The sequence below is a fragment of the Streptomyces sp. NRRL F-2664 genome (assembly GCF_000719345.1).
GTDB lineage: Bacteria > Actinomycetota > Actinomycetes > Streptomycetales > Streptomycetaceae > Streptomyces.
On sequence record NZ_JOFX01000001.1, the window covers coordinates 375,182 to 394,756 of the forward strand.

Annotated in this window: 18 protein-coding genes; 15 read left to right on the forward strand and 3 right to left on the reverse strand. The window is 71.4% G+C overall.

What is annotated here, in order from left to right:
- Nucleotides 1-27: 27 nt before the first annotated feature.
- The 6 genes from IF89_RS0101705 (at nucleotide 28) to IF89_RS0101730 (ending at nucleotide 3,714) form a co-directional block, all read left to right on the forward strand.
- Entirely contained in the window at nucleotides 28-282 is a 255-nt protein-coding gene (locus IF89_RS0101705; protein WP_030759919.1) for an acyl carrier protein, read from the forward strand.
- A 1-nt stretch (nucleotide 283) separates the two neighbouring features.
- Nucleotides 284-763: an SRPBCC family protein gene (locus IF89_RS0101710; RefSeq protein ID WP_030759922.1), complete on the forward strand. Its 480-nt coding sequence runs from the start codon at nucleotides 284-286 to the stop codon at nucleotides 761-763.
- A gap of 78 nt (nucleotides 764-841) precedes the next feature.
- Nucleotides 842-1,183, forward strand: a complete 342-nt coding sequence (locus tag IF89_RS0101715) for a TcmI family type II polyketide cyclase (protein WP_030759926.1) — start codon at nucleotides 842-844, stop codon at nucleotides 1,181-1,183.
- Nucleotides 1,184-1,300: 117 nt separating this feature from the next.
- Nucleotides 1,301-2,008 carry an NADPH-dependent FMN reductase gene (locus IF89_RS0101720; RefSeq protein WP_199820451.1) on the forward strand — a complete coding sequence of 236 codons (708 nt, stop codon included), beginning with the start codon at nucleotides 1,301-1,303 and terminating at the stop codon, nucleotides 2,006-2,008.
- A gap of 64 nt (nucleotides 2,009-2,072) precedes the next feature.
- On the forward strand, nucleotides 2,073-2,990 hold the full coding sequence (locus tag IF89_RS0101725) for a MurR/RpiR family transcriptional regulator (RefSeq protein WP_030759932.1): 918 nt from the start codon (nucleotides 2,073-2,075) through the stop codon (nucleotides 2,988-2,990).
- 337 nt (nucleotides 2,991-3,327) lie between these two features.
- On the forward strand, nucleotides 3,328-3,714 hold the full coding sequence (locus tag IF89_RS0101730; RefSeq protein ID WP_030759935.1) for a hypothetical protein: 387 nt from the start codon (nucleotides 3,328-3,330) through the stop codon (nucleotides 3,712-3,714).
- A 27-nt stretch (nucleotides 3,715-3,741) separates the two neighbouring features.
- Here IF89_RS0101730 and IF89_RS0101735 read toward each other — a convergent pair whose 3' ends face one another.
- The gene (locus IF89_RS0101735) at nucleotides 3,742-4,116 is read right to left on the reverse strand and encodes a hypothetical protein (protein ID WP_030759938.1); all 375 of its coding nucleotides are present in this window, start codon (nucleotides 4,114-4,116) and stop codon (nucleotides 3,742-3,744) included.
- A 174-nt stretch (nucleotides 4,117-4,290) separates the two neighbouring features.
- Between IF89_RS0101735 and IF89_RS0101740 the strand changes: the two genes are divergently transcribed.
- The 5 genes from IF89_RS0101740 (at nucleotide 4,291) to IF89_RS0101760 (ending at nucleotide 12,046) form a co-directional block, all read left to right on the forward strand.
- A complete protein-coding gene (locus IF89_RS0101740; RefSeq protein ID WP_030759941.1) occupies nucleotides 4,291-4,803 on the forward strand; it encodes a hypothetical protein in 513 nt (170 codons plus the stop codon).
- A 44-nt stretch (nucleotides 4,804-4,847) separates the two neighbouring features.
- Nucleotides 4,848-5,096 carry a hypothetical protein gene (locus IF89_RS0101745; RefSeq protein ID WP_030759943.1) on the forward strand — a complete coding sequence of 83 codons (249 nt, stop codon included), beginning with the start codon at nucleotides 4,848-4,850 and terminating at the stop codon, nucleotides 5,094-5,096.
- Nucleotides 5,097-5,241: 145 nt separating this feature from the next.
- Complete coding sequence (locus tag IF89_RS0101750) at nucleotides 5,242-6,396, forward strand: hypothetical protein (protein ID WP_051806696.1); 1,155 nt, start codon at nucleotides 5,242-5,244, stop codon at nucleotides 6,394-6,396.
- A gap of 357 nt (nucleotides 6,397-6,753) precedes the next feature.
- Entirely contained in the window at nucleotides 6,754-10,539 is a 3,786-nt protein-coding gene (locus tag IF89_RS0101755) for a bifunctional glycosyltransferase/CDP-glycerol:glycerophosphate glycerophosphotransferase (RefSeq protein WP_063831230.1), read from the forward strand.
- The gene (locus tag IF89_RS0101760) at nucleotides 10,532-12,046 is read left to right on the forward strand and encodes a hypothetical protein (protein ID WP_030759952.1); all 1,515 of its coding nucleotides are present in this window, start codon (nucleotides 10,532-10,534) and stop codon (nucleotides 12,044-12,046) included. Before IF89_RS0101755 ends, IF89_RS0101760 begins: the two co-directional genes overlap by 8 nt.
- On the opposite strand, the gene IF89_RS0101765 is transcribed toward IF89_RS0101760, so the two are convergent.
- Nucleotides 12,030-12,986 (reverse strand): endonuclease/exonuclease/phosphatase family protein, encoded by a 957-nt coding sequence (locus tag IF89_RS0101765; protein ID WP_051806697.1) that lies wholly within the window; start codon nucleotides 12,984-12,986, stop codon nucleotides 12,030-12,032. The two genes, IF89_RS0101760 and IF89_RS0101765, sit on opposite strands and share 17 nt — an antisense overlap.
- 137 nt (nucleotides 12,987-13,123) lie before the next feature.
- Here IF89_RS0101765 and IF89_RS0101770 point away from each other — a divergent pair, with 137 nt between their 5' ends.
- Together IF89_RS0101770 and IF89_RS45775 are read left to right on the forward strand one after the other, a co-directional pair.
- On the forward strand, nucleotides 13,124-14,089 hold the full coding sequence (locus IF89_RS0101770) for an aldo/keto reductase (protein WP_234327619.1): 966 nt from the start codon (nucleotides 13,124-13,126) through the stop codon (nucleotides 14,087-14,089).
- Between the two features lie 458 nt (nucleotides 14,090-14,547).
- On the forward strand, nucleotides 14,548-14,721 hold the full coding sequence (locus IF89_RS45775; RefSeq protein ID WP_158717781.1) for a hypothetical protein: 174 nt from the start codon (nucleotides 14,548-14,550) through the stop codon (nucleotides 14,719-14,721).
- Nucleotides 14,722-14,774: 53 nt separating this feature from the next.
- Here the strand turns inward: IF89_RS45775 and IF89_RS0101780 are convergent, their stop codons facing one another.
- Nucleotides 14,775-16,079 carry an MFS transporter gene (locus IF89_RS0101780; protein ID WP_030759960.1) on the reverse strand — a complete coding sequence of 435 codons (1,305 nt, stop codon included), beginning with the start codon at nucleotides 16,077-16,079 and terminating at the stop codon, nucleotides 14,775-14,777.
- Between the two features lie 119 nt (nucleotides 16,080-16,198).
- On the opposite strand from IF89_RS0101780, the gene IF89_RS0101785 reads away from it, so the two are divergent.
- Together IF89_RS0101785 and IF89_RS0101790 are read left to right on the forward strand one after the other, a co-directional pair.
- Nucleotides 16,199-17,341, forward strand: a complete 1,143-nt coding sequence (locus IF89_RS0101785; protein WP_078628029.1) for an AI-2E family transporter — start codon at nucleotides 16,199-16,201, stop codon at nucleotides 17,339-17,341.
- Between the two features lie 83 nt (nucleotides 17,342-17,424).
- Entirely contained in the window at nucleotides 17,425-19,461 is a 2,037-nt protein-coding gene (locus IF89_RS0101790) for a prolyl oligopeptidase family serine peptidase (protein ID WP_030759967.1), read from the forward strand.
- Nucleotides 19,462-19,575 lie beyond the last annotated feature (114 nt).

The following is a 19,575-nucleotide window of genomic DNA, read 5'->3' on the forward strand; positions in this document are numbered from 1 at the left end:
GGTCACCTCAAGGAAAAGAGCATCCACATGTCCGACCGACTGACCGTGGAGGAGCTGGCGGCGCTGATGAAGACCGCCGGCGTCACCGTCGACCCCACCGAGATGGCGAGCCGTCCCGATGCCTCCTTCGACGAGTACGGCCTCGATTCGCTGGGCCTGCTCGGCATCGTCGGCGAGCTGGAGAACCGGCGCGGACGGGCCCTGCCCACCGACGCCGACCGCTGCAAGACCCCCGGGGAATTCCTCGACCTCGTCAACCACAGCCTGATGACCGGAGCCTGACATGGCAGGACACACCGAGAACGAGATCACCGTCAACGCGCCCGTGGAGCTGGTCTGGGAGATGACCAACGACCTCCCCAGCTGGCCCCAGCTGTTCAGCGAGTACGCCTCGCTGGAGATCCTCGAACAGAAGGGCGACACCACCACCTTCCGCCTGACCATGCACCCCGACGAGAACGGGAAGGTGTGGAGCTGGGTCTCGGAGCGCACCGTCGACCGCAAGGGCCTCACCGTCCGTGCCCGGCGGGTGGAGACAGGCCCCTTCGCCCACATGGACATCCACTGGCAGTACTTCAAGGTGCCCGGCGGCACCCGGATGAAGTGGACCCAGGACTTCGCGATGAAGCCCGACGCCCCCGTCGACGACGCCTGGATGACCGACAACATCAACCGCAACTCCCCGATCCAGATGGCGCTGATCCGCGACAAGATCGAGCAGCGCGCGCGTGACGGCCGCGTCCCGGCCACCAGCCGCCTGTGACATCCGGGACGCCTGCGACGTCCTGACCTCCCCGGTACGGACGTCCCCACGTCCCACCAACGAAAGGCAAGCAGCCGGATGAACGACACGCACCGCGCTCTGATCGTCGCCCGCATGGCGCCGGGATCGGGCCCCGACATCGCCGAGCTCTTCGCGGACTCGGACGCGGGTGAACTGCCGCACCTGGTGGGGGTCACACGCCGGAGCCTCTTCCAGTTCGGCGACGTCTACCTGCACTTCATCGAGGCGGACCGGCCGCCCGGACCGGCCATCGCCCGCGTCACCGAACACCCGGAGTTCCGCAGGCTGAGCGACCGCCTCCAGGCGTTCATCAGCCCCCACGACCCGGAGACCTGGCGCAGCCCGAAGGACGCGATGGCCCACGAGTTCTACCGCTGGGAGAACCCCGGCGCGAAGTGACCCGGCGGCCCGGACGGGACCCGCACACCGGCGTGTGCGGGTCCCGCCGCGCGCGGGCCGCCTTCCGGGCGGCCGCGGCCGACAGCAGAGAACCGAGAGCACAGGGCAGGAGACGGCATGAACCCGACAGACCCCGACCGCTTCCCCACGGATCCGGGCCGACCGCACGACGCGGACCACCCCCGCACCCCGCTGCGCGCGCTCGTCCTGTCCGGCTCCTCCCGGACCGGATCGGTCAACGTCCGCCTCGCGGCCCTGGTGGCCGCGATGGTGCGCGAGGCCGGGGCCGTGGCGGAGCCGGCCACCCTCCGCGACTTCCCCATGCCGGCGTACGACGGCGACGCCGAGGCCGGCGGGGGACTCCCCGAGGGCGCCCTGGCGCTGTGCCGGCGGATCGAGGACGCGCAGGCGCTGATCATCGCCTCGCCCGAGTACAACGCCTCCGTACCGGGCGTCCTGAAGAACGCCGTCGACTGGGTCTCCCGCTACCGGCCGCAGCCCTTCAAGGACAAGCAGACCCTGCTGGTGTCGGCCTCGCCCTCGATGGTCGGCGGCAACCGCGGCCTGTGGGCGCTGCGCGTCCCCCTCGAACACCTCGGCGCCCGCGTCTACCCCGACATGTTCAGCCTCGCCGGCGCGCACCACGCCTTCGCCGAGGACGGCACCCTCACCGACCCCGGCCTCGGGGAGCGGCTGGCCGCGACGATCGGCTCCTTCCTCGACCTCGTCGAGGCGGACACCCGCTATCTGTGCCTCCAGCGCCGCTGGTACGAGTTCCTGGGGGACCGCACCGACGCCGCGGTGACCTCCCGCGCCCAGGACTGATCATCACCGGCCACGGGGGGTGAGCTATGTTTGAGCGCGGGTGACGTGAGAAGGAGGCCCTCCGGTGTCATCGGGGCAGCAGGCACGCGCACAAGCGGCTGCGATCACGCCGAGCGGTCAGTCGTCCGCGGAGGTCCGCCCTCCCGCCGACCGGCTCCTCGCGCTCTTCGACGGCCGCCGCCTGTCCCCGGGCCAGCGGCGCATCGCCCAGTACCTGATCGACCACCTCACCGAGGCCGCGTTCCTGTCGATCACCGAACTCGCCGAACGGGTCGGCGTCAGCCAGCCCTCCGTCACCCGCTTCGCGTCCTCCCTGGGCTTCAGCGGCTACCCCGCCCTGCGCGAGGTGCTCCAGCCGATCGCGCTCAGCGCGGTGGCCGGCGCCCCCGACACCCGCGAACAGATCCGGCGCAACGAGCTCCAGGCGGCCGTCGACGCCGAGATCGAGAACCTGGAGAACGTGCGCCGGCTGCTCGCCGACACCAACCAGGTGCTGGACATCGGCCGCGAGCTGGCGGCCTCGGTGCCGCTGACGATCCTGGGCCTGCGGATCTCGGTCTCGCTGGCCGAGTACTTCGCGTACGCCGCCCGGCGCATCCACCCCGACGTACGGCTCGTGACGCGCGGCGGCAGCGTCGCCTTCGACGCGCTGCTGCAGTCCAGGGCGGCCGGCGGGACGTGGGTCCTGGCGTTCGCCATGCCGCGGCACGCCAAGGAGACCCTGCTGGCCGTCCGCGCCGCCCGGAGCACGGGGCTGCGCGTGGTCCTGATCACGGACCCGACCCTCGGACCGCTGGTGGACGAGGCCGACGTGGCCCTGACGGCGGCGACCGGTTCCCGCCTCGTGTTCGACTCGTACGCGGCCCCCGGGATGCTCTCGGCGGCCCTGCTGCAGGCGATGGCGGACGCCGATCCGGAGCGGACGCAGGCCCGCCTGGAGGACTACGAGCACGTGGCCGATCAGCACGGGTTCTTCCTGTAGCGCTCTTCAAACGCTGCACGCGGACTTCACCAGGCGATATTCAGCCGTCGAGGTGCATGAAATTTTTCATACTCTTGCTTACTCGACGGTATATATGTTTACTGACGACGGCGCTCCTGATCCACCAGATGCCAAGGAGGACGACCCCACGTCCTCTCGAACGCACCGCGGTACGACGAACCTCCTCCTCACGTCGCCACCGCGGGTCGGGTCCAGGCTTTCGGATCCCGGAGAGCGCCCACGGCGGCCTCGGTCAACCCCTGGGCCGGGGCCGCCCCTCACACGTCTCGACAGAACGTCTCGATCAGAGCTTCGACACCCCTCGGAAGTGACGAGAATGCCCCAGACGGCCACGTTTACGCTCAGCCCGGACTGGCCCCTGCAGGTCAAGGCGCCCGGTACGCACGACTGGGAGCGCACGGCCACCCGATGGCTGCGGGACCTGCTCCCGGCCCGCTACGGCGGCTACCTGACGCTGACCCGTCACCACGCGCTCCTCGCCCGGCACGTCCAGCTCCAGCTCCAGCACGAGATGCGCGCGGTGCGGACGGCCCTGCAGACCAGCCGGGCCGAGCTGCCGACGATGGGCATAGCCGAGTCGGTCATCGAGAACTCGATCAGGATGTACGCCCTGGAGCTCGAACAGCTCGGCCGCCTCGCGCGCGGCGCGCGCCTCGTCTCGGACGCGCTTCTGGTGGGCACCCCCGCGCAGCGTCGGCGCTGACCGGCGGCACGCGGAGGGCGCCCGGCCTCAGGCGGGCTGCCACGAACGCAGCCGTGCGGCGACCTCGAAGACGCTGACGCGCAGCATGCGGATGTCGGTGATCAGGTCGCGCCACTGCCGGTAGGAGGCATCCACAGCCCTCCCGGACGCCTCGATGTAGGCGACGGCGACGCCGTAGGCGAAGTACTCGTTCGAGCTGGGCAGTGGTCGGAGCAGCACAATCGCGTCGAGCAGGGCGGCCGCGCGCCAGTAGGCGTCCGGAACGTCCACCTCCAGGCTGGGCGTGTTGACCCGGTGCCGGGCCACGGCGGCGACCAGCGCGGAGTGGTCGGCCACCTCCACGTCCTTGAACAGCGCCTCCTGCCGCTCCAGCAGCCAGCGGTGATCGATGTGCAGTTCCACGCGTCGAGTATCCCCGCCCCGGGCCCGCCCGTGGGGCTTTTCGGAACGTGCGGTCGGGCGCCCGGACCCGGTGACACGGATGGACCCGTGTGATCCGAGTGCCGCAGGGGTGTTCCGCAGCGGCACTTTGGCTCCTACCGTCTGTGCAGCACAGTTCCGGGACCAGGAGGCAGCGTGAAGCGCGAGATCGACATCGACACCGAGCAGCTGGTGGCGGCGATGCAGGCGGTCGACGAGGCGGGGCGGCTCTTCGAGGAGGCGCTCGCCGTGTACGAGGCGCGCGGCCTCAAGCGCACCAGTGACGACTTCAAAGTGGCGGGCGGCTCCGTCCAGACCCTCCAGGGCGCCGAGGAGATGGCCCTGGGCACCCGGAAGTTCCTCGCCGAGCTCGCGCTGATCCTCGGCCACGCGACCGCGGGCGTCGAGGACCGCGTCGCCGCCCGGCCGGCGATCGCCCGCGCCGGATTCGCCGGCATCGGGGGCGGCGGCGCACGCATGGCGCGCCCGCTGCTGGAGCCCACCCTGCGCGGCCTGGAGCTGTTGCTCGGCATCGACTTCTTCGAGCCCGCCTTCAAGGCCGAGATCGAGGAGGTGGTCCGGGCCGAGAAGGCGACCTACCCCGACCCCTCCACCTTCCGCATCCGCGCCTCGGCCGACCGCGCGGCCACCGTCGGCCGTACGCGCTGACCCCCGGGATGCCGGACCGGGCCGATCCGGCGAGGCTGGGGGGTATGCATCACGCACCCGTCGTCGTACACCGGATCCTCCCCTCGGGAGGCCGGCAGGTGACCCTGCGGACCGCCGACCGGGAGGAACCCCTCGGCCTGGCCCGCTCCGACGAGGACCTCATCGAGTTCCTGCGGCGGGCGGGCCTGCCGGACCCCGACGACGTCGTCCTCGGCGGCAGTGAACTGCTGGAGTGGGAATCGGACGCCCCGCACGTCTACGAGGCCGACCCGCCGACCGACGACCTCCCCTGAGCCCCCGCCCCGTACGCCCGCGGGTGGGAGGAACCGGATATTCCGTCCCTGGCGCCGGCCGGTTGGAGCACTGACGTACATTGTCCAACGGCCCGCTGGGCCGGTACGGACAAATAGGGCGAGTGTGGGCAGGAGTGGCCAGGACATGGCGCGACGCGGACGTGACGGGGCGGACCGTGGAGTCACCTCCGTCGAGCCCGCGGTCCCCGGCCCCGACATAGCCGCGGCGGCCGACGCCGGGCACCAGGCCCCGGGTTGGCTGCTCCTGGGGCGGGACGGCCGACTGACCGCCTATGCGAGCTGCGCCGAGGGCCTGGTGCGCTGGACCGAGTCGGTGCCCGGCTCCGACGTGTGGCACGGGCCCGATCTCTTCCCGGTGGAGGGCTGGGCCGGCCGCTTCACCCTCAGCCAGGACTCCGGCGGCTTCGTCTGGTTCGCCGGCACCCGCCTGCGGGAGGGCGCGCCGAACGGGCGCGAGCTGATCGTCGCGGCCCAGTACCAGACGGGCCGTCCGCTCGGGGACTGGCGCGCCGTGGGCAACCCCTTCCCGGAGCGGGAGGAGGAGCCCCGGCCCCCGTACGGCGACCCGGTCGTGCTGCCGGACGGCGCCGGCGCGCTCCACGTGCTGGCCACCCGGTTCGGGACCGGCGTCAGGGGCCGGACCCGCCGCCCGGACGGCATGTGGGACAACTGGCAGGACTACCAGGGCAAATGGGTGCGCGGCGCCGTGGCGCCCCTCGTGACGGCCCAGGGACGCGCCGAGTTCCTCGCGCCGTTCCGGGGTGGGGCGTCCTACTGGGGCCAGCGCGGGCCGGGAGCCGCCTTCACATGGCTCGGACGCATGGAGGCCGACGCGGTCGAAGGGACCCACAGCTCCTACGAGACCGGCCGGGGGACAGGCACCTACTTCTGGCGGCACCCGGCGGACGGGGGCGTGATCGCGTATCGCCCTCAGGCGTCCGCCGGGGTCGTACACGCGCTGATGCCGCTCGGCGGGGCAGGGGGTGTGGGCCCTGTGGGCATCACCCGTGCCCGTGTCAACGGCTACGACTGCACCGTCATGCTCCAGCGCGGCGCGCAGGGGTGCCCCGAGATCGCGGCCTACCCCACCGAGGGGGAGCAGTACGGTGCCTGGTGGGCTCCGGTCGGGGACCGGTGCGCGGGCCTGCCGGCCATCACGCGGGACGCCCGCGGTGCGGTCACGATCGCGATGCTCGACACCACGGGCGGGTTGTGCATCGCCCGGCAGGACCTGACGGACCCGGGCCTCACCTTCGGCCCCTGGTCCCGCGTGGCGTGACCTACCTCACCGCGCGTACGGGCGCTGCGGTGCGCGAACGACCCCCGGTGGGCACGCCGCCCCGACCGGCGGGTAGTTGACGCGTCCAGCACGTACGGGATGACCTGACTCATTTGCATGGGTGAAGGTTCAAGGGGCTTGAGTGCTTGTGAATAGTTGCTCGCCGTTGAACAGTTGGCCTACGCTGCGCACACCCTGTGAAGGCCGTATAAGTGTGCGGTTGCAGGCGGTGGGGGAGGGTCGAGCGTGCGGGGAGCGGTGGTGGCCGGATTCAGGGGCGGGTCCGGCGGCACGCCGCAGCAACTCCCGGTGCGCCGTGAGAAGTGTGTCTACCGAGGAGTTTTCTGAGTGGCAGGTATGCCCCGCCTGAGCGTCGTCGTGCCCTTCCAGGACGTCGAGATCTACCTCCAGGAGTGCCTGGAGTCGATAGCCAGGCAGACGTTCCGCGACCTGGAAGTGATCATGGTGGACGACGGCTCCACCGACTCCTCGACGGCAATCGCCTCGGACTTCGCCCGCAAGGACCCGCGCTTCCGGCTGCTGCGACAGGATGCGATGGGCCCAGGCCACGCACGCAACGTGGGCATCCGCGCCGCACACCCCCAGGCCGAGTTCCTCGCCTTCGTCGACGGCGACGACGTCATACCCGAATACGCCTACGAGTTGCTCGTGCAGACCCTCGAGGCCTCCGGCTCCGACTTCGTATCCGGCAACGTGCAGATGATGAACTCCACCAAGAGGTGGCAGTCCCCGCTGCACAAGGCGCCCATGCGGGCCGCCAAGCGCGGTACGCACATCACCAAGGTGCCCGACCTCATCTACGACCGCACGGTCTGGAACAAGCTGTTCCGGCGCTCCTTCTGGGACTACCACTACATCGCCTTCCCCGAAGGCGTCATGTACGAGGACTCCTGGGTCAACATGTTCGCCCACTTCCGGGCCGCCAAGGTCGACATCCTCACGGACATCGTCTACTTCTGGCGCCGGCGCGAGGGCGGCGCCGCGCCCTCCATCACCCAGCGGCACACCGAGTTCAGCAATCTGCAGGACCGTGTCGCCGCCGTGCAGTCGGTGAGCCGCTTCCTCGCCGGGCACCGGGCCCGGTCCTACTCCGACCACAAGCGCAAGTACGACCTCGCCTGCCTGAAGTCGGACCTGATGCTGCACCTGAAGGTGCTCCCGGACGCCGGCGAGGACTACCGGGAGGCGTTCATGCGGTGGGCGAACGAGTTCCTGGACGAAGCCGACGCCGACATCATCCATGAATTGCCCGCCGACGCACGCGTGAAGTGGCTCCTGGTCCGTGAGGGCAGGCTCAAGGAGCTCCTCGAAGTCGTCGAGTTCGAGCGCAAGGGCGGACCGATGCCGGTCCAGCGCCGCTTCCACCGCTATCTCAAGTACCCCTATCTGGACGACCGGTCCATCGGTCTCGACAAGAGCGCCTTCCGGCTGGACAAGGAACTGTCGCTGCACGGCTCCCTGTCCCGCGCCGCGTGGGACGACTCCGACCACCTCACCCTGGAAGGGTCGGCGTACGTCCGGTTCATCAACGTGCACAAGCGGCACATGTCGATGAAGGCGATCGCGCTCCGCAACAAGAAGCAGGGCCGGGTGGTCGTCGCCAAGGCGAAGACGACCTACTACCCCCAGGCCACCGAGTACTCGAACCAGAACCGCTACTGCTACGACTGGTCCGGGTTCCAGGTCCGCTTCGACGTCTCCCGGCTCAAGCGCAAGGGGGAGTGGGTCGAAGGCACCTGGGACGTGGCGGCGGGCGTTCTGAGCCGCGGACTCTTCCGTTACAAGGGAATCGCCCGCGGCGGAGCGGGCAGCGCCGCCAACCCGCCCTACCGGTACGTGGAGAAGAACACCCGCGTCGTACCGCTCTTCCTGCAGGGCAAGCTCAAGCTCCGTGTGGAGAGAGTCCGTTGCCGCATCACCCGGCACCGGATCGTCGGCGACCACCTCGAACTGGGCGGTGTCTACCTCGGTCCCAAGCTCCCCGAGTGGGGCAAGTTCCGGGTGACCAGCATGACCGGCGCGGGCCGCCACGACTCCTGGGTCCACTTCAAGGCGGGCGGTGAGGGGTGGTACACCTTCGTCACCCGCATCCCGACCAAAGCGCTCGTCCCCGGACACCGTACGCATGCCTCGGACGGCATCCCGGAGAGCTGGAACACCGGCGCCAACGGCTGGAAGACCACCTTCCACGTCGAGGGCCGCAAGGCCGCCATCTACCCCGTCATGGCGGAGGACGCCACCGACGGCCACTACCGGATGCCGGGCGGGCTGCAGACCGACGGCGGGGACCGCGAGGTCGTCGTGCACCGCAACGGCTCCGGCTATGTGGTGCTGTTCGAACGGGACACGCTGCCGCTGGCCAAGTCGGCCACGTGGCGCCAGGACGGGTCCCTCGAAGTCGTCGTCGGGTACGCCGCCCAGGACACGCTCGATGCTTCCGAGTACGCCATGTCCCACATCGTCGTACGCTCCCGCGCCCACGGGGCGGAGCGTGCCATTCCGATCACCTGGCACGGCGAGGACTTCAGCTTCGTCATCACCCCGGCGGCGATGCGCACACTGGCCGGCGACGTACCCCTGGCCTCGGGGCGCTGGGACTTCTTCCTGCGCCGCCAAGACCCCTCGGCCGTCAGGCCGGAGGACCGCTCGGGCGACCTCATGGTCAAGATGACGCAGGACCTGATCCCCACCCTGCCGAGTGAGGTGAGCAGCAACGAGCGACGCTACGAACTCCAGTCGGAGGCCTACGACCGACTCTCCCTCCTGGTGCACTCCGCGATGCCGGACGAGGCCCGCGGCCCCTACCGGCAGAAGCTGATGCGGACGAAGACGTACCCGGAAGCCCGGCGCAAGCCGGTGACCGCCGCCGTGCTCTTCGACGCCTTCAAGGGCACGCAGTACTCCGACAGCCCGCGCGCCCTCCACGAGGAGATGGTGCGCCGCGGCACCGCCCTGGAGCACCTGTGGGTGGTACGCGACGACCAGGTCGCCGTGCCGCCGACCGCCCGCCCCGTGCGCATGTGGTCCCCGGACTGGTACGAGGCGATGGGCCGGGCCAAGTACATCGTCGCCAACAACCACCTGCCCGACTGGTTCGAGAAGCGCGAGGGCCAGGTCGTCGTCCAGACGTGGCACGGCACCCCGCTCAAGCGCATCGGCCACGACATCGAGGCCGTGCACTTCGCGGACAAGCGGTACCTGGAGCGCGTGGAGAAGGAGGTGCAGAACTGGGACATGCTGGTGTCCCCGAACAGCTTCAGCACCCCGATCCTCCAGCGCGCCTTCCAGTTCCCCGGCGAGATGGTCGAGTGCGGCTACCCGCGCAACGACATCCTGCGCCGGCCGGACAGCGGGCGGCGGGCGGCGGAAGTGCGCCGCCGGATCGGACTGCCGCCGGGCAAGAAGGTCATCATGTACGCGCCGACCTGGCGCGACGACCAGTTCTACGCACCCGGCAAGTACAAGCTCGACTTCCGCATCGACCTCGACGACGCCCGGGCGCGGCTCGGCCGCGACCACGTCCTGCTCGTGCGGCGCCATCCCAATGTGGTGGACCCGGTGCCGGGCGCCGGAGACGGCTTCGTCTTCGACGTGTCCGACTATCCGGACATGGCGGACCTGTCCCTCATCGCCGACGTGATGATCACGGATTACTCGTCCCTCATGTTCGACTTCGTCAACACCGGGCGGCCGATCCTCTTCTTCACCTACGACCTGGACCACTACCGGGACACCCTGCGCGGCTTCTACTTCGACTTCGAGCGCTCGGCGCCCGGTCCCCTGGTGTTCACCTCTCCCGAACTGATCGGCGCCCTCCGCGACATCGACCGTATTCAGCACGGCTACGCCGCCCGCTACCGCTGGTTCCAGCAGGAGTTCTGCGACCTCGACGACGGCTACGCCTCGGCCAGGCTCGCCGACCGCATCCTCATCGCCGGTGGAGACCTCGACCCCGCACGGGCCCAGGCACCGGCCGCCGGCATGACCGGAGGCCGTGCGGCGGGTCGACCGGTACAGGCGGCCCAGGCGGCCCAGGCGGCCCAGGCAGGCCCCTGGAACGGAGGCACCCTCGGTCAGGTGCCGCGCCAGCCCGTGAGAAGAATGGATTCCGAGCATGTCTAAGGCAGCCCAGAACACACGCCGCATCTTCACCGGCGTGGACTCGTCCGGGGCGGTGCCCATCGAGTACCGGTTCTCCCACGCACGCAACGGCAACCGGCACCTGGTCGTCGTCTTCGCGAACTTCACCGCCCCCGGCGAGTACGGGTGGTCGAACGGGGTGCTCGACAAGGTTCGGTCGAACATCCTCTGGATCCGGGACCTGTTCGACGGCGCGAACACCTACTACCTCTGCAAGGGCATGGACTTCTCCCTGGAGCAGTCCGTCGCAGGACTGATCTCCCGCGTCATGGGCGCCCTGTCCCTCTCGCCCGACGAAGTGACCATGTTCGGCAGTTCCAAAGGCGGCAGCGCTGCCCTGTTCTTCGGGCTGAAGTACGGCTTCAGGAACATCGTCGCCAGCGTCCCCCAGTTCCTGATCGGAACATATGTCAAGGAAGGCATACCCGGCGCCGCCAAGGTGATGATGGGCGAGGTCACGGAGCACAACGTCCGGACGCTCGACTCGGTCCTGCCCGATCTCGTCCGCAGCGGGGCGAACCCCGCCGCCAACATCTACGTGATCACGTCCCCTCAGGACGAGCAGTACAAGCGGCAGGTGGAACCCTTCATCGGGCTGTTCCAGGGGCGCGAGAACTTCAACTTCGTCTACAACGACTCGCCCCTCATCACCGACCACGGCAAGGTGACCCTGCGTAACCTGCCCACCATCATGGGCGTGCTGAACCTGCTCGTCGACGGGATAACGCCGCGCATCGGCATGGTCCGCAACGGCTACGAGCAGCCGGACCGCGACGCCTCCGCCATCGACATGTTCCTCACGCAGACCTCTCAGGTGAGGGACGACGACTCCTTCCCCAAACCGGTGGTACTCACGCCGGCGCCCGAGGAACGCGTACCCGCGAACGCGGTCCGGTTCACCGGCACCGCCTTGGGCGCGGTGCGCGTCAGTTTCTGGCAGGACGGCAAGTACCAGGGCGCGGCGCCCGTCGGGGCTGACGGCACGTGGGTCTGGGAACGCACCAGCCCGTGGGCCAAGGGCAGGCACGTCATCAGGCTGTTCGCAGCGGACGCGAACAACTACCAGACCGAGCGGACCGAAGTGGTCTTCACCGCCGTGGAGCACGCCGCCGATCCCCTGCCCGAGTACGTACCGGCACCGCCGCCGCCGCCCCGGCCGGCTCAGCGCCTCGCTCTGACGGTGACCGCACCTGCCGCCCACCAGCAGGTGGCCGGGCCCGTGGTCGGTTTCGCCGGTTACGCCCCCGGCGCCGTGCGTGTGGACTTCCAGGAGGGCGGAGTGGGCCTGGGAACGTGCGACGTGCGCGCCGACGGAAGCTGGGTGTGGGAGCCGGGCTGGGCCTGGAACGAAGGCGACCACTTCGTCGAAGCGATCGCCGTGGACGCGGTCGGCAATGCGTCCCCCTGGACGGCCGTCCCCTTCAGCATGACGCGGAGCGCCTACGGAGTGCCCGCCCAGGGCGCCGGCTACTTCAACGCGAGGTACTGACGCCGGGGGTGGCGGAGGACTCGGAAGGACGTGTCACCCGCATCACCAGGGGCCGGTGGTCCGAGGCCTTCGTGCCCACCGCCTCGCACGCGGTGCGGGGCAGCGAGGTGAACAGGTAGTCGATCTTCGTGCCGTCGGCGTGGGTGGGGCGTCCCGTCCGTGAGCTGCCCTTCTGGTCGCACTCGCGGTACGTGGTGTACGCCTCGGACGGCCAGATCCAGGCGGAGGGGTTGCGGTCGCCCACCGGCGGCGGGGAGTTGAGGTCACCGCCGACGACGGTGCGGTTGTCCGTCCCGGCCGCGGCGAAGAGCGAGCTGAGCTGGTCGTCGCGGAAGTCCCACTCCGGGTGCTCGCTGTCGCTCTCCCGCAGCGAGACGTGCGCGTTGCACACCCGCAACCCCTGCGCCGGAACGCGCGCGCACAGGATCCCCCGGTGCAGGCCCACCGTGGGCTGATCCGTCGGGATCACCTCCACGTCCTCGAGCCGGGACGCGGCCATCAGCGCGAACCCGGCCTGCCCACGACCCTGCCCGGTGCACGCCACAGCGTTACGGGTGCCCGCCGCGTCCACGTCCGCGTACGGCTCGAAGACGGTGTTCCACTCCGGCCCCAGGCGCGCGGCCGAGGACGAGAGGTCGTCCGAGCACACCTCCTGCAGGAGCAGCACGCGCACGTCCGAGTCGCCGATCAGGTCGCGCAGCTGGTGGAACTTGTCCTGCGGGCTGCCGGTCCGCTCACAGCTCCACTGCCGTACGCCGCACATGTTCCAGGTCGCCACGGAGACCTCGTCCGGCTTCGCCGGGCCGAGGCCCGCGCCCGCGACCGAGGCGGGCGCCCCGGTCGAGGTACAGGCCACCGACGTCAACAGGCCGAGGACCGTCGCCGTGCGGCCGAACCGGCGGCGGACCGACCGCCACCCGGCCTCCTTGTGCTTCTGCATTCCGACATCATTGGGTATCCCCCGGTCAGCCGCCGAATCGCCCCCCGGTCAGGACCTTCCGCATCACCGCCCGAGCACGGGCGGGCAGCCTGTGGACGGGAACGCCGTGGGGTGCGGGGACCTCGTAGGGTGGCGTGGTGACGAGCGAGGGCGTGGGCAAGAGCGAAGACAAGGACCGGGTGCTGTACGGGTGCATGGGCCTCGGCGGGAGTTGGGAGCCGGGGCCGTACGGACCCGCCGACATCGATGCCGCCGAGGCTGCCGTCGAGGCCGCCCTGGACAGCGGGATCACCGTCTTCGACCACGCCGACATCTACCGGCACGGCAAGTCCGAGGCGGTGTTCGGCGAGGTCCTCGCGCGCACCCCCGGGCTGCGCGCACGCATCACCCTGCAGACCAAGTGCGGGATCCGGCTCGGCGACGCGAGCCGCCCGGGCCTGTACGACCTGCGGGCGGAGACCGTCACGCGGCGGGTGGAGGAGAGCCTCACCCGGTTGCGGACCGACGTGGTCGACGTCCTGCTGCTGCACCGTCCCGACCCGCTGGCGGACGTGGACGCCCTCGCCGAGGCCCTGGACTCCCTGCACCGGCAGGGTCTCGTACGGCATTTCGGGGTGTCCAACACGGGTGCCGCGCAGATCGCCCACCTCCAGGCCCGGCTCGCCCGGCCGCTGGTGGCGAACCAGCTGGAGATGAGCCTGTACCAGCGCGACTGGGTGGAGGCCGGGGTGCTGGTCAACACGCCCGCGGCCGCCGCCAACGGGTTCCCCTACGGCACCCTGGAACACTGCCGCGACCACGGCATCCGCCTCCAGGCGTGGGGCGCGCTGGCCCAGGGCCGGTTCACCGGCCGCCAGCAAACGCCGGCCGAGCGGGCCACCGCCGACCTGCTGGCCGAGCTGGCCCGGCGCAAGGGGACGACCCCCGAGACGGTGCTGTTGTGGTGGCTGATCCGGCATCCGTCGCGGATCGCCCCGGTCATCGGCACCGCCCGCCCCGACCGGATCCGGGCCTGCCGGGACGCAGCCGTGCGCGAACCGGACCTCACCCACGAGGAGTGGTACGAGCTGTGGGTCACCGCCCGCGGTGTTCCCCTGCCCTGAACGGGCTCGCGGCGACCGGCACCCCCCGCCCCGGACCGGGGGCCCCACCCCGGCCCGACGGGTCTGCCGGGCGGCGACCGGGCCGTCACCGCGCCCCTCCACCACCGGCCGGGACGTGCACTGCCCGAATTGAGCGCACGGCCGGCCCGCGGGCTGCGCACCGGGATCCGCAGCCGCGGCCGCCGTCATCGCGGCGATGCCGCGCCACCCGGACGACGTCGTCGCGTCCTCCGGGGTGACGGACGCCACCGGCGCAGCGCCCGGAACGACGCCGCACTCCGCGGCGTGACAAGGGTGCTGGCCGGTACGGCGGCCGCCAGGGCGGCTCCCCACCGCCGTTCCGCCGTGGGCCACCTCACCCAAAATCCATCCGTACTTGTGGGTACTGCGGCCGAATGGCGCCGGATTTGATAGTTCTGGACAGGTCCGGTGTGAGAAACCTGCGGGAAGGACTGGGCATGTTCGATCTACTGCGCCCGGAGACCGTCGTGTGCCCCTTCTGCAAGGCCACCGCCGCCGACGGCGCCGCGCGCACCCTCCGGACGGGCTCCGGTTCCCTCTCGGTGACCTGGCACGCCCTGAACTGCCCGCACTACGCGGCCGACCGCATCCTCGCCGACAAGGAGGGCTGAGCGGTCCTCGCCGAGGAGCACGGCCGAGGGCCCGCCCCCGGAGCCGCGGTGCGTCACACCGCCGTGCCGGCCTCCGTACCGCTCGGCTCGGCCTCCCGCGCGGCTCGGCGGCGCAGGGCGTCCTCGTCGGTGTCCGCGTCGTAGGAGACCAGCTTCGGCAGCAGCGCCGCCAGCACCGCCACCGAGGCCACGCAGGCCACCCCACCGCTCCAGAAGGCCGGCCGGGTACCCGTCCAGCCGGCCATGGTGCCCGCCCGGACCTGACCGAGCTGCGGACCCACGCTGTACGAGAGCACCTCGATGCCCGCGAGCCGGCCGCGCAGCTCCTCGGGGATCGTCTGGTTCCAGATCGTGGCGCGGCCCAGCCCGCTCAGCATGTCGGCGGCGCCGGCCACCGCCAGGCAGAGCAGCACCAGCCAGATGCCGGGTGAGACACCGGCCGCCGCGACCGCCAGGCCCCAGACCGTGGCCCCGACGACCACCAGCAGTCCGTGCCGGCGCACCCGCGACACCCACCCGCTGGTCAACCCCAGGACCATCGAGCCCACCGCCCCGGCCGCGTACATCAGACCCAGCGCCCACACCGCGTCCAGTTCGTCCGCGAGGAAGGGGAAGATCGTGTTCGGGAAGGCGAAGAGCATCGCCGCGAGGTCCACGGCGTACGTCCCCAGCAGCACCGGCCGGCTCCACGCGTAGCGGGCGCCCTCGGCGATGCCGCGCAGCGACGGCCGCTCGGCGCCCTTGACGGGCGGCGCCGGACGGAGCCGCGAGCACAGCGCGACGGAGCCGAGGAAGCCGGCGACGGTGACGGCGTAGGCCGAGGCATGGCCGGCGTAGGCGACGACGAGTCCGGCCACCGCGGGCCCGACGACGGCACCGAACTGGTAGCGCAGTCCGTTGAGCGCGGCCGCGGCGGTCAGCTGGTCGTGCGGCACGATCCGCGCCATCAGCGAGTCCAGGGCGGGCCGTTGCAGCCCGGCAAGGGCCGACACCCCCGCGGCGACCACGTACAGCGGCCACAGCAGCGGATCGGGCAGCAGCGCGTTCACCAGGAGCACCACGGCCAGCACCCCGAGCCCCGCCTCGGTCAGCAGGATCATCCGGCGCCGGTCGACCGCGTCCGCGAGCGCGCCGCCGTACAGCCCGAAGACCACCAGCGGAAGCAGCTCCACCGCGCCCATCGCGCCGACTGCCATGGGCGAGTCCGTCAGGTGCTTGATCTGCAGCGGCAGCGCGATCATCGCCATGAAGGAGCCGAAGTACGTCACCGTCCCCTGGTAGAAGAGGAGCCGGAAGTCGCGGCTGGAACGCCACGGGGCGAGATCGGGCAGTACGGCGGTCCATCGGGAGGTGCTCACGGGAGGCCATCGTGCGCCGACGCCCCCGATCCCGGCAAAGGGTTTTTGCACACGCCCCGGACGGGGGAATCCGGGCCGCGGCGCGTGGCACCACGGGCCCGCCGTGGCACCCATGGACCATGCCGCCGGTGTCACCGTTCCTGCGTACGGCCGCGTCGTACGCCTGGCGCCTGCTGGTCGTCGGCGCCGCCGTCTACGCGGTCTTCGCCCTGCTGGGCCGCTTCCACGAGATCGCCGTCGCCGTCTTCCTCGGCCTCGTCGTCACCGCGCTGCTCCGGGCGCCCACCCGGCGCCTCGCCAGGGCCGTGCCCCGTACGATCGCCGTCGCCCTGACCCTGCTCGGCAGCGCGCTGCTCCTGCTGGGCGTGCTGACCCTCGTCGGCGAGGCGGTGGCGGGGGAGAGCACCACCTTGGCGAGGGAGTTCCGCGAGGGCCTCACCCGGATCGAGACGTGGCTGGAGAAGCCGCCCTTCCGGCTGAGTCCGCAGGCGCTCTCCGACGTCCAGTCACGGATCGGCGCGTACCTCTCCAGCCACCGCTCCACCGTCCTCAGCCAGGCGGTCAGCGGGGCCGGGCGGCTCGTCCACGTCCTCACCGTCCTCGCCCTCGCGATCTTCTGCTCCTTCTTCTTCCTGCACGGCGGCGACCGGCAGTGGGAGTGGTTCTGCGACCAGCTGCCCCCGACCGCGCGGGAACGCGTGACGATCGCCGGGCACGCGGGATGGCGCACCTTCACCGGGTACACCCACGGGATCGTGGTGGTCGCGGCGACGAACGCGGTCCTCGTCGGACTGGCCCTGTACTTCCTCGGTGTCCCGCTGGCCGTTCCGCTGGCGCTGCTGGAGTTCTTCGCGGCCTTCGTCCCGCTGATCGGGTCGCCCGTCGCGCTGGCGGTCGCCGCGGTCGTCGCCCTGGCCGCGAAGGGGCCGGTCGTCGCCGCGATCGTCGTCGCGCTGATCGTGGTCATCGGCCAGATCGAGGGACATCTGCTGCACCCGCTCGTGATGAGCCGGGCGGTCCGCCTGCATCCCCTCGTGGTGGCGATCTCGGTGGTCGCCGGTGCGATCGCCGCCGGTGTCGTGGGCGCCGTCGTGGCGGTCCCGCTGGTGTCCGTGGTCTGGTCGGTCCACTCCGCCCTGCGCGAGGCCCGAGGCACGCCGCCGCCCCCGCTGGCGCCCGCCGCGGCACGACCCGCGACCCGGCCCGCGCCACCGCCACCGGTGCCGCCCGCGCCACCGCCGGCGGCACCGGCCGGCGAGTGACCCTCCCGCGGCGCCGCCCCCCCCGGCCACCGCGGGCGGCCGGACGCCGGACACACGCCGGTCGCTTCCTGCACAATCGCCTGATGAGCGATGAAGACCCCTATCTGTGGCTGGAAGACGTATCCGGCGAGAACGCCCTCGCCTGGGTCCGGGAGCGCAATGCCGAGACCGTGGACGCGCTGACCGGCGGCCCCGGCTTCAAGGTGCTCGAACAGGAGATGCGCGAGGTCCTCGACGACGACGGCCGGATCCCCTACGTCGTCCGCCGGGGCGGCCACCTCTACAACTTCTGGCAGGACGCCGACCACGTGCGCGGCCTGTGGCGGCGGACCACGCTGGAGGAGTACCGCACGGACCACCCGGCCTGGGAGGTCCTGCTCGACCTCGACGCGCTGGCCGACGCCGAAGGGGAGAAGTGGGCCTGGGCCGGCAGCAGGGTCCTGGCCCCCGAGCACCGGTACGCCCTGGTCCTCCTCTCCCGGGACGGCGCCGACGCCTGCGTCGTGCGCGAGTTCGACCTGGAGACTCTGGACTTCGTCCCGGACGGGTTCGCGGTCGCCGAGGCCAAGACGCGGATCGGGTGGATCGACCACGACCGGGTCTGGATCGGGACGGACTTCGGGCCCGGCTCGATGTCCGCTTCCGGCTACCCCCTCCAGGTGCGCCGCTGGCACCGCGGGACCCCCCTCGAAGACGCCGAGCTCGTCTACGAGGGCCGCCCGAGCGACCTGTCCGCCTCCGGGTGGCACGACGACACCCCCGGCTTCGAGCGGGACTTCGTCCACCGGCAGATCGACTTCTGGAACGCGGAGCTCTTCCTCCTGCCCGAGGACGCCGCCGGTGGCGGCGCCGTCGCGCCGGTGAAGATCGACGTACCGGACGACGCGAGCGCCTCCGTCCACCGGGAATGGCTCACCGTCACCACCAGGACACCGTGGCTCGGCCATCCCGCGGGCAGTCTGCTCGCCTTCGACTTCGCCGCGTTCATGGCGGGGGCGCGTGAGGCCGAGGTGCTCTTCACCCCCGACGAGCGCACCGCCCTCGCCGGGTACAGCTGGACCCGCAACCACCTCGTCCTGAGCACCCGGGCCGACGTCTCCTCGGCGCTGGAGCTGCTCACCCCCGGCCCGGACGGCTGGCGCCGGGCACCGCTGCCGGGTCTGCCGTCCCTGTCCACCGCTGCCGTCACCTGCACCGACCCCGACGTCGGAGACGAGTACTTCCACCTCGTCACCGGCTTCCTCCAGCCCTCCACCCTCTACCGGGGCACGGCCGGCGAGGACGACAGCGAGCCCGTCAAGCAGAGCCCGGCGCTCTTCGACACCGCCGGCCTGACCGTGAGCCAGTTCTTCGCGACCTCCGCCGACGGCACCCGTGTGCCCTATTTCGTCGTCGGACCCGACGAACGGCCCGGCCCCGGCCCCACCCTGCTCTACGGGTACGGCGGCTTCGAGGTCTCCATGGTCCCCACCTACAGCGCGGTGACGGGCCGTGCCTGGCTCGCGCGAGGCGGCACCTACGTGGTCGCGGGCATCCGGGGCGGCGACGAGTACGGGCCCGGCTGGCACCGGGCGGCGCTCGGCGCGCACCGGGTCCGGGCCTACGAGGACTTCGCGGCCGTCGCCCGCGACCTCGTCGCCCGGGGCATCACCACCCCGGCCCAGCTGGGCATCGAGGGCGGCAGCAACGGCGGCCTGCTCATGGGTGCCATGCTCACCCGCGAACCGGAACTGTTCGGGGCGGTCGTCGCCCACGTTCCGCTGCTGGACATGCTCCGCTTCCACAAGCTGCTCGCCGGCGCCAGCTGGATCGCCGAGTACGGCGACCCCGACGACCCCGCGGACCGGCGCCACCTGGAGGAGATCTCCCCCTACCACCGGATCCGGACGGACGGGCCCCCGTACCCGCCACTGCTCCTGCTCACCTCGACCCGCGACGACAGGGTCCATCCGGGGCACGCCCGCAAGATGGCCGCACGGCTGCGCGAGGCCGGCCATCCCGTGCTCTTCCACGAACACATCGGCGGCGGCCACGCCGGCGCCACCGACCACCGGCAGACCGCCTTCAACGAGGCCCTCGTCCACACCTTCCTGTGGGAGCGGCTGACCCCCTCCCGGTGAACGTGCGGAGTGCAGAGGTCCGGCAGCGGGACAGGGCGGCGAACGCCGGGGGAACACCGGATGGCCGGCAGGTGTCGGGACGGAGTCGGCGCGTCGACATCCGTTCGGGGGGAT